The sequence below is a fragment of the Polaromonas sp. P1_G2 genome (assembly GCF_056405515.1).
In genome coordinates this window covers 1-9,601 of record NZ_JBFUBY010000163.1, presented here as the reverse complement: position 1 = coordinate 9,601, position 9,601 = coordinate 1, and the positions used below count along the sequence as shown (strand labels likewise).

Annotated in this window: 9 protein-coding genes; all 9 read left to right on the top strand. The window is 61.9% G+C overall.

The features are described 5' to 3' along the window. On the top strand, nucleotides 1–795 hold a 795-nt coding region (locus tag AC1D0P_RS16520), incomplete at its 5' end, for a polysaccharide biosynthesis protein (protein ID WP_477677739.1). After that, nucleotides 788–1,912 carry a non-hydrolyzing UDP-N-acetylglucosamine 2-epimerase gene (wecB, locus tag AC1D0P_RS16515; RefSeq protein WP_477677738.1) on the top strand — a complete coding sequence of 375 codons (1,125 nt, stop codon included), beginning with the start codon at nucleotides 788–790 and terminating at the stop codon, nucleotides 1,910–1,912. The genes AC1D0P_RS16520 and wecB, both read left to right, overlap by 8 nt. 23 nt (nucleotides 1,913–1,935) lie before the next feature. Then, entirely contained in the window at nucleotides 1,936–3,240 is a 1,305-nt protein-coding gene (locus AC1D0P_RS16510; RefSeq protein ID WP_477677737.1) for a hypothetical protein, read from the top strand. 13 nt (nucleotides 3,241–3,253) lie between these two features. Then, a complete protein-coding gene (locus tag AC1D0P_RS16505) occupies nucleotides 3,254–4,699 on the top strand; it encodes an MATE family efflux transporter (RefSeq protein WP_477677736.1) in 1,446 nt (481 codons plus the stop codon). After that, nucleotides 4,627–5,253 (top strand): serine O-acetyltransferase, encoded by a 627-nt coding sequence (locus AC1D0P_RS16500; protein ID WP_477677735.1) that lies wholly within the window; start codon nucleotides 4,627–4,629, stop codon nucleotides 5,251–5,253. The genes AC1D0P_RS16505 and AC1D0P_RS16500 overlap by 73 nt, the downstream gene beginning before the upstream one ends. Continuing rightward, entirely contained in the window at nucleotides 5,250–7,115 is a 1,866-nt protein-coding gene (locus AC1D0P_RS16495; RefSeq protein ID WP_477677734.1) for an NAD-dependent epimerase/dehydratase family protein, read from the top strand. The genes AC1D0P_RS16500 and AC1D0P_RS16495 overlap by 4 nt, the downstream gene beginning before the upstream one ends. Continuing rightward, complete coding sequence (locus tag AC1D0P_RS16490) at nucleotides 7,112–8,005, top strand: NAD-dependent epimerase/dehydratase family protein (RefSeq protein ID WP_477677733.1); 894 nt, start codon at nucleotides 7,112–7,114, stop codon at nucleotides 8,003–8,005. The genes AC1D0P_RS16495 and AC1D0P_RS16490 overlap by 4 nt, the downstream gene beginning before the upstream one ends. 77 nt (nucleotides 8,006–8,082) lie before the next feature. Beyond that, nucleotides 8,083–8,979, top strand: a complete 897-nt coding sequence (gene argB / locus AC1D0P_RS16485) for an acetylglutamate kinase (RefSeq protein ID WP_477677732.1) — start codon at nucleotides 8,083–8,085, stop codon at nucleotides 8,977–8,979. A gap of 121 nt (nucleotides 8,980–9,100) precedes the next feature. Beyond that, nucleotides 9,101–9,601, top strand: a 501-nt coding sequence (locus AC1D0P_RS16480) for a response regulator (protein ID WP_477677731.1), incomplete at its 3' end; no start/stop codon positions are given.

Here is a 9,601-nt window from a genome sequence, read left to right as displayed (position 1 = left end):
GGCGTGGACTATGTGTTCCACGCGGCGGCGCTCAAGCAGGTGCCGTCATGCGAGTTCTACCCGATGGAAGCGGTGAAAACCAACGTGCTGGGCACCGAAAACGTGCTCAACGCGGCCATTGCCAATAACTGCAAACGCGTCGTGGTGTTAAGCACGGACAAGGCGGTCTACCCGATCAATGCCATGGGCATCTCCAAAGCCATGGCCGAAAAACTCACCGTGGCCAAATCGCGCACCATTTCGGCTTCGGGTCCCGTGGTGTGTTCAACGCGCTACGGCAATGTGATGGCGTCCCGCGGATCGGTGATCCCGCTGTTCATCAACCAGATCAAGGCGGGCAAGGCACTGACCGTCACCGATCCCAACATGACACGCTTCCTGATGTCCCTGGAGGACTCGGTCGACCTGGTGCTGCATGCGTTTGAACATGCCCAGCAGGGCGACCTGTTTGTACAGAAGGCCCCGGCCTCCACGGTGGCCGACCTTGCGGCGGCCCTGCAGCAGCTGTTCGGCGACAACAAACCGGTGAAGATCATCGGCACGCGGCACGGCGAGAAACTCTACGAGTCGCTGATTTCGCGCGAAGAAATGGCGAAGGCCGAGGATATGGGGCGCTATTACCGGATTCCCGCGGACAACCGCGACCTCAATTACGACAAGTATTTCGTCGAGGGCGAGGCGCACATTTCCGAGCTGGACGATTACACCTCGCACAACACTGAGCGATTGGACATCGACGGCGTCAAGGCCACGTTGATGAAACTCGCGGAAGTGCGTGAGGCGCTCCATGCTTAAGGTGATGACGCTGGTGGGCACGCGGCCTGAGCTCATCAAGATGAGCCGGGTGATCGCAGAACTGGATGCGCAGGTCAAGCACGTGCTGGTGCACTCCGGCCAGAACTACGACTATGAGCTGAATCAGGTATTTTTCGATGACCTCGGAATCCGCAAGCCCGACCACTTCCTGGAAGTGGCGGGCGAGACGGCCGCCAAGACCATCGCCTCTGTCATTGAAAAGGCCGACGACGTTCTGGTGCTTGAGAAGCCCGATGCGATCCTGCTTTACGGCGACACCAATACCTGCCTGGCCGTCATTGCCGCCAAGCGCCGCAAGGTGCCCGTTTTCCACATGGAAGCCGGCAACCGCTGTTTCGACCAGCGTGTCCCGGAAGAACTCAACCGCAAGGTGCTCGACCATTTGAGCGACATCAACATGGTTCTGACCGAGCATGCCCGCCGGTACCTGATCGCCGAAGGCATACGCCCCGAAACCATCATCAAGACCGGCTCGCACATGTGCGAGGTGCTGGCGCACTACATGCCGCAGATCGAGAAGTCGGACGTGCTGGACCGGCTGGGCCTGAAGGCGCGGGAGTTCTTCGTCGTCAGTGCGCACCGCGAAGAAAACGTGGATACACCGGCAAACCTGCGGGACCTGGTGGATACGCTCAATGCGCTGGCCGGAAAATACAAGATGCCGGTCATCGTTTCCACCCATCCGCGCACCCGCAAGCGGCTGGACCTGCTGGAAGGCGCGAGTTTTGATCCCCTGATCCAATTTTCCAAGGCCTTCGGTTTTTTCGACTACATCAAGCTGCAGATGGGCGCGGCCTGCGTGATCTCCGACAGCGGCACGATCACGGAAGAGGCTTCCCTGCTGAACCTGCCGGCGGTCACCATACGCGACGCGCACGAGCGCCCCGAAGGCATGGATGTGGGAACGCTGGTCATGAGCGGCCTCAGGAAAGAGCGCGTGCTTGAGGCGATCCAGGTCGTCATGTCGCAGCATGCGGACGCGGGTCCCCGTATGCGGGTGGTGGACGACTACCAGACCGGGCCTGTTTCCAAGCAGGTGACGCGCGTGGTGCTCAGCTATGTGGACTACATCAACCGGACCGTCTGGAAAAAATAAGCTGCAGGATTCCTGGGTTCGCGATGGCCCGCGCGCGCGAATTGTTCAGGGCCGTTGATCCCAAAAAAACCATGCCATCCAGAAACAATCCCTTGACTCTCTGGCTTATTGCCATTGCCCTGCTGTTTCCGCTGTTTTTCCAGCTCTCCGGCGGCATTTACTACAACCCGGAAGTCATTACGGACTCGGGTGGTCTGATCAACAAGTTGCCTTTGCCGATATCAATCATCGCCAGCTTGATCGGAATACTCGCCCTTGCGAGGAATTACAAGCAAGCCTTGCCGGCAGCCATGTTCATCGGATCGTTTTCCGCACTGATGCTGGTGTCCCTGCTGTTTGCCGGGGTCGATCAGCCGATGCAACAGAGAAAGGTGCTGATCGCACTGCAATTCCTGCTGCCGACGATGGGGCTGGTTCTCGGGCAATTGGTGACCGACAAGGGGAGCATTGTGCCGAGGGCCTTCATGTGGGTTCTGTTATTGCTTGTGCCAGTGCAGATCCTCGCGGGCTGGTGGCAGAAGACCCTGACCTTGACGCACAACCTCTACCTGTTCAGCATTTACCAGCACTTCCAGTTTGTACCCGTCATTTTTGTGGCGGCGTTCTGTTTCGTCATGGTGCATTTGTGGGACGAGTACCGGGTGGCATTGCGCTTCCTGACAGCGGTCATGGGTATCTATGCCATTGCCAGCGCATCCTTCCTGGCCATCGGGCTTTACAGCGCGTTTGTCATCGTGTTTTTTGTCCGGAAGATGTGGCAACTGAAGACGGGGCGGCTGATTGGCTTCATCCTGTTTGGCGCGGGTATCGTGGCTGCCGGATTGGTAATTGGCCTCTACTACGGCATCGCGAAGAAAAACACCAGCATCATTGATGACAATGGGCAGTACTTGGGGAAATTCCAGACATTGGCCGACGGGAAAATGCCCGTCAATCTGGAACAGCGCCTGGGTGACTGGAAGCTTTTTCGCGACGGGATCAGCGAGAGTAATCACACCATGCTGCTGGGGCATACGGAGCCGCTGCCGCGCGAAGTCAAAACCAGCGCCCACAACTGGTACCTGGATTTTGTCTACAGCTTCGGCCTGGTGCCGCTGGTACCGCTGCTGGCACTGATGGTGTTCACCGCTTGCCTGCTTTACCGCTCCCGAAAAACGCTGCCTGGGCAAACCTGGTGGCTTGCTGCATTGGTGGCGTTCATGGTGCTGGTGGACAGCAATTTCAAGGTGACCTTGCGGCAGCCCTACCCGGGAATTTTTGCGTTCTTTATTTGGGGCCTATTGCTGACGCGCCTGCGTTCGCATTCGGCACCGCAGCGTGGCGGCTGACGCCGGCGCGCCCATGAGCACGCCCTCTCAAAGCCTCAGGGGCGGAATCCTGATCAGCACGGCGGGCGTGTTCGGCTCGGCCTTTTTGTGGCTGCTCAGCTTCAAGGCCGTTGCGCTGTGGATGGGGCCGGAAGGTGTCGGGCTTTTCTCGCAGCTCAGGCAGATGGCGCAGGCTGCCACGGTGGGGGCGACGTTTGGCGGCACGAATTCCGTCGTCCAGGGCTTGTCTGAGCGTTCGGAAGAAGCGGCCCGCAGGCAATTCCGCGCGACGGCGGCCCGCCTTGTCGGTGTGTCCGGCGTCATGGTGGTGCTGGCAATACTCGCCGCCGCGCCTGCGCTGACCCAGTTTTTCCTGTCGTCCAGTACGCCCGCGCTCGTGGCCACGGTGCGCTGGCTCGCGCTGGCCGTGCTGCTCAATGTGGCCGGGACCTATGCGCTGGCGGTGCTCAATGGCTATCGCTCCTATCCCTATCTTGCCCTGGCGCAGATAGCCGGGCCCGCGGCACTCGTGATGCTGCTGGCGCTTGCATGGTGGTGGCGCTTGCCGCCCGATCCCTTTGTGCTGTCCATGTCTTTTGTGGTGTGCTTCGGTATCACCTGTCTCGCGGGCCTGTTCGGGATCTCGCGTTTGCCCCGGCTTGCCGCCGCATTGCCGCCGCTGGCCAAGGCCGAAAGCCGTGTCTTTCTGAGGTTCGCGTTGTCCAACCTTGCGGCGGCGCTTTCCACCACCCTGGCATTGCTGTTGATCCGGTCCTGGGTGATCGAGGCGCGCGGGCTGGCCTTTGCCGGCCTGTTCGATGCGGGGTGGACATTGACCTTTAACTACACCACGCTGTTCCTGACCGCCTGCAGCGCGATTTACCTTCCGCTGCTGACCCGGGCCACCGACGCGCAAAGCCAGAAGGCCTGCATGCTCAAAACCGCCTACCTGGTCATGGCCGGTGGTGTGCTGGTTTGTTATGGCATGGTCCTTTTGAAAGCTCCGCTGATCAAGCTGCTGTACAGCGCGGAGTTCCAGCCGTCCGGGCAGGTCCTCGCCGTGCTGGTGGTCGCGGTGCTTTGCCGCAGTATTTCATGGGTCTATGGAACCATGATTCTTGCCACCCGGAATTCACGCGTATTGCTTCTCTCCGACCTGGCGCTCAACCTCAGCCTCCTCGCGACCGTCAAGTTCGCGCTTGTGGGCTTTTCTTCCCTGGCGGCGCTGGCCTGGGCATTCGTGCTGCCGAACTTTCTTTACCTGGTGTTTGTGGTGGAATATGCGGGATACAAAAACCCGTTGATGCGGCGCAGGCAGATCTGGCCTTTTCTGCTGGCGGCAACCCTTCCCCTGGTGGCACTGGCGTTGACGGGTGCGGGGGCCGCGCAGGACTGGACCATTGCGCAATGGTGTTGCCTGCTGGTGGGGCCGGCGGTGGCCGCCGCATCCCTGGTTGCTTACAAAAGGGTGGTGTTGTGAAAAATCTACGGGCGGACATCGAGCGTTACCAGCGATTTATCGGACATACCGGGCCGGTTTCCACCCTCAGGCTGGTCGGGAGTTGCTTCAACCCGCGCATGGCGCCGGTGGTCTTGATCCGCCTGGCGGAATTTTTCTTTGAGCGGCGGCTGGGGGTGGTGGCCAAACTGTTCACCATGGCCAATGTCGCCATTTTCGGTATCGAATCATCCCCTCAGGTGAGGATAGGCGGCGGGCTGTTTTTGCCGCATACCGTGGGGACCGTGCTGGGCGCCGAAAAGATTGGCGACAATGTCACCATCCTGCAAGGCGTCACCCTGGGCACGGCGGAGCCGGACAACGGTTTTACCGTATCGCTGCGGCCGGTCATCGGCAACCATGTGGTTCTTGGCGCGGGARCCAAAGTGATTGGCCGCGTCACCATCGGGGACCACGCCAAAGTCGGTGCCAATGCCGTGGTATTGCAGGACGTGCCTCCCCATGCGATTGCGGTTGGCGTTCCCGCCAGAATCATTCTCCGTACTGAAGCAGACAGCGCCCAGGAAAAAAATTGACACGTCTTTCTCTAAGCGCCTCGCTGGTGCTCTACAAACCGGATCTGGCAACACTGGAGCGCACCCTGTTCGCCTTGCAGGAAGCCGGGCGTGTGGCCAGGGATGATCGCGACCTGTCGCTGGAGCTGACGCTTGTCGACAATTCCTGCGACGCTGCCCTGCACCAGCATCTTGGCCAGTGGCTCGAGGCACGCCGCGCCGCCATGCCCGACTGGACGGTGCATCTGCTGCGCTCGCCCGGTAATGTGGGATACGGAAGGGGCAACAACCTCGTCATTGAAGAAGTCCGTTCGGACTATCACCTTGTGGTGAACCCGGATTTGTTTCTGGCACCCGACGCGCTGCGGGAAGCATTGCGTTTCCTAGAAGACAATCCCGAGACGGGACTGTTGACCCCGGCGGTATTCGGCGAAGACGGGGAGCGGCACTTCCTCTGCAAGCGCCATCCCACTTTGCTGGTGATGTTCCTGCGGAGCTTTTCCCCCAAATGGCTGCAATCGTGGTTCAAGCCGACGCTTGCGGAATTTGAGATGCTGGACTGTGACTATGACAAGCCGATCTTTGACGTGGAGTACCCGACGGGTGCCTGCATGTTTTTCCGAACCAGCGTGCTGCGGCAAATCAGGGGGTTTGACCCGGACTACTTCCTGCATTACGAAGATGCGGATATAGGCCGCAGGGCGCTGCAGGTGGCGCGCGTCATCTATGTCCCCAAGGTCAGGGTCGTGCATCAATGGGCACGGGACACCCATCGTTCATGGGGCTCAAGGCTGGTGACCGTCCGCTCTGGTTTTCTTTACTGGCGCAAGTGGGGCGGCGTATTCAGCAGCCGGCCTGATACCGGGCTCGACAAGAGAACCGTGGCAGCCGGCACGGCCCGGCCTGCCGCGCCGGCAGGGACGGGGAAGACTGTTCTGGTGACCGGGGCCAACGGTTTTATAGGAACGGCTGTCTGCCCTGATTTGGCAGCGAGGGCTTATCGGGTGCGCGGAGTTGCGCGGCACAAGCGTGTTGCCTCCGTCGACGGATTCGAATTCCTGTCAATGGACGAAATTGACGAGAATACGGATTGGGCCGAGGCGCTGGATGGCGTGGACAGCGTGGTTCATCTTGCGGCGCGTGTCCATTTGATGCGAGAAGTCGCAGCGGATCCTCTGGCTGAATTTCGCCGGACCAATGTGGCCCTGACCTTGAACCTGGCGCGGCAGGCCGCGGCTGCGGGGGTGCGGCGTTTTATTTTTATCAGTTCCATCAAGGTCAATGGCGAGGTAACGCCTGTGGGCCAGCCTTTCTCCGCTGACGATGTGCCGCATCCCATCGATCCTTATGGCATCTCCAAGTATGAAGCTGAACAAGGCTTGTTAAAGCTCGCCGCCGAGACCGGCCTGGAAGTTGTGATTATCCGCCCTGTGCTGGTATATGGACGGGGGGTGAAGGCCAACTTCCAATCCATGATGCATTGGCTGGTCAAGGGATGGCCCTTGCCGCTGGGCGCTCTGCCCAACCGGCGCAGTTTCCTGGCACTGGACAACCTGGCGGACCTCATCGCGATTTGTGTGCAGCATCCCGCCGCCGCCAACCAGGTGTTCCTGGCCAGCGACGGGGAAGATCTTTCGATCTCAGGGCTGCTGCGCCGCGCAGGGGTGGCGTTGGGCAAGCCCGCCAGGCTTATTCCGGTGCCGGTCATGATGCTCAGGGGCGGTGCCCGGCTGGTCGGCCAGGAGGCCGTCATGCAGCGGCTGTGTGATTCGCTGCAGGTGGACATTTCGAAAACGCAACGCGTCCTGGGATGGATTCCCCCCGTGGGTGTGGATGATGCGCTGAAAGAAACCGCCCGGTATTTCCGGCAGGGCCGCACATGACAAACGCCGCATCGCATGCCGTATTTCTGACGGGACGCACGAGTACCATCGGATCGCTGCTGCTTGCCTTGTTGCTGCAGCGCGGCTTCCAGGTGTGCGCCTTGGGGCGCCAGCCTTTGGCCCAGGAAGATCGCGTGCCGGGTCTGGCCTGGTTCGAGACGGATCTGGCCAAGCCTGAGCAGGAGTTGCCTCCCGTCGAGGCCGGCACCCTGATCCACACCGCCAGCCTGTGGCTGCTGCCGGGCTGGCTCGAGAAGTTCCACGCGCGCGGTGTGCGGCGCGTGATTGCCTTCAGTTCGACCAGCCGCTTCACCAAGCTGGCCTCGGCCAGCCCGTATGAGCTGGAGGTCGTCAACAAGCTCATCGCGGCCGAAGAGCACTTGATGGCGGAATGCGGGCGCCTGGGCATGGCCTGGACGATCTTCCGGCCCACGCTGATTTACGGCGGCGCCGGCGGGGACCGCAACGTGGCCGACATCGCGCGGCTGATACGCCGCTTCGGCTTTTTCCCGCGCTTCGGCCAGGCCCTGGGCCGCCGCCAGCCGGTGCATGCGCGCGACCTGGCGCTGGCCTGCGTGCAAAGCCTGGACGCGCCCGCGAGCTACAACAAGGCCTACAACCTCAGCGGCGGCGAGACGCTTGCCTATGTCGACATGGTGCGGCGTATCTTTGAAACCCTGGGCCGCAGCCCGGTGTTCATCCCCGTCCCGATCTGGGCCTTCCGCATCGCCGTGCGGCTGGCGCGCCTGCATCCGCGCTTTGCGCACCTGACGGCTGACATGGCGCTGCGCATGCAGGCCGACCTGGTGTTCGACCACCAGGATGCGACGACCGACTTCGGCTACCGGCCCGGCCGCTTCGACCCGGCCTACCTGACCACCCTGCGCTGACCCGCCCCGGGTGCCGGCAATGCTGCACAATTGCGCCATCCTCCCTTTTTAGACCTTTGGCCATGAGCGACACTCCCATGACTGATCCTGACCTTTCCCACGTCGGCCCGCGCGACAAGGCCGAAATCCTGGCCCAGGCGCTGCCCTACATCCGCAAGTTCCACGGCAAGACCCTGGTCATCAAATACGGCGGCAACGCCATGACGGACCCGGCCCTGCAGGCGGACTTCGCCGAGGACGTGGTGCTGCTCAAACTGGTGGGCATGAACCCGGTGGTGGTGCACGGCGGCGGCCCGCAGATCGAGGCGGCGCTGAACCGCCTGGGCAAAAAAGGCCACTTCATCCAGGGCATGCGCGTCACCGACGAGGAAACCATGGAGGTCGTCGAGTGGGTGCTGGCCGGCCAGGTGCAACAGGACATCGTCGGCCTGATCAACCAGGCCGGCGGCAAGGCCGTGGGCCTGACCGGTCGCGACGGCGGCCTGATCCGCGCGCAAAAGCTCAAGATGGTCGACAAGGACGACCCGAACAAGGAGCACGATATCGGCTTTGTCGGCGACATCRTCAGCATAGACCCCAGCGTGGTCAAGGCGCTGCAGGACGACGCCTTCATCCCGGTGATCAGCCCCATAGGCTTCGGCGAGGAAAACGAAAGCTACAACATCAACGCCGACGTGGTGGCCGGCAAGCTGGCCATAGTGCTGAAAGCTGAAAAGCTGGTGCTGCTGACTAACACGCCCGGCGTGCTCAACAAGGCCGGCGAGCTGCTCACCGACCTGAGCGCCCGCGAGATCGACGAACTCTTCGCCGATGGCACGATTTCGGGCGGCATGCTGCCCAAGATCGAAGGCGCGCTGGACGCGGCCAAGAGCGGCGTGAACTCGGTCCACATCATCGACGGCCGGGTGCCGCACGCCATGCTGCTGGAAATCCTGACCGACCAAGCCTACGGGACCATGATTAGATCGCACTAGACACCTCGTGACTACATCCCCAGACTCTTCGCAAGCAGCCACCGTGGAACCGGCTTTGCCGGGCCAGTGGTGGCGCCCCCTTGAGGGGGAGGCGCCGAAGGCGCCTCGGGGGGGAGCGTAGGTGCGACTTCTTTTAGTTGAAGACGACGTGATGGTGGCCAGCGGCATCAAGCTGGGGCTCAGCGACGCCGGTTATGCGGTCGACTGGGTCGGCAGCGCCGAACGCGCCGAGGAAGTCCTGCAGGGCGAGACCTTTGACGCCGCCATCATCGACATCGGCCTGCCGCGCATCGACGGCCTGGAGCTGACCCGGCGCTTGCGCCGCGGCGGCCTGACCATGCCGGTGCTGATCCTGACCGCGCGCGACGCGCTGCAAGACCGCGTGCAAGGGCTGGACCTGGGCGCCGACGACTACATGGTGAAGCCCTTCGAGCTGCCCGAATTGCTGGCGCGCCTGCGCGCGCTGCTGCGCCGCTCGCAGGCCGCCACCAGCGCCACCCTGAGCTTCGGCGCGCTTGAACTCGACACGGCCAACCGCGAGGCCCGCGCCAACGGCCAGCTGATAGAGCTCGGCCCGCGCGAGTGGACGGTGATGGAATACCTGTTGATCAACGCCCCCAAG